Consider the following 452-nt stretch of genomic DNA (forward strand, 5'->3'; position numbering starts at 1 on the left):
GGACCATTGTGGGTAATCCGTACCTCACTCCCCACCTCTGCCCGACAGCAGGCACGAGCGGAACGGCGTCCACGCCCTGAGCCGCGTTTGACGCGACCCACAGGCTTCTTTGCATAATGCAAAATGGCGCGACCGAGGGAAAGCGGAGTACATGACCGAGACACGGATACAGCGGCCGGCTGCCGCACCGGACGGCCCCGCGGCGATGCCGCGGCCGTCCCGGTGGCGCGGGAGCGGACTGCGCGGTGTGCGCGAGACACCGGCGGGACTGGCGCTCCTGGCCCTGGGGATCGGCGTGGGAGCGGGCCTCGGCTCGATCGCCTTCCGCTGGCTCATCGAGTCCTTCACCGAACTGTTCAGCGGACACGCCGACTACGCGGCCGCGGGCGGCTCGGCCCATCCTCATGTGCCGTGGCTCGGCCCGTACTTCGTGCTGATCACACCCGTGATCG

1 pseudogene is annotated in these 452 nt (G+C 69.0%); it reads left to right on the forward strand.

Features of this window, described 5'->3' with window-relative positions:
* Positions 1–151: 151 nt before the first annotated feature.
* Positions 152–452, forward strand: a pseudogene (locus GTW43_RS37975) (hypothetical protein); the annotation flags it as partial.

This window comes from Streptomyces sp. SID5785 (genome assembly GCF_009870065.1).
Classification (GTDB): Bacteria; Actinomycetota; Actinomycetes; order Streptomycetales; family Streptomycetaceae; genus Streptomyces.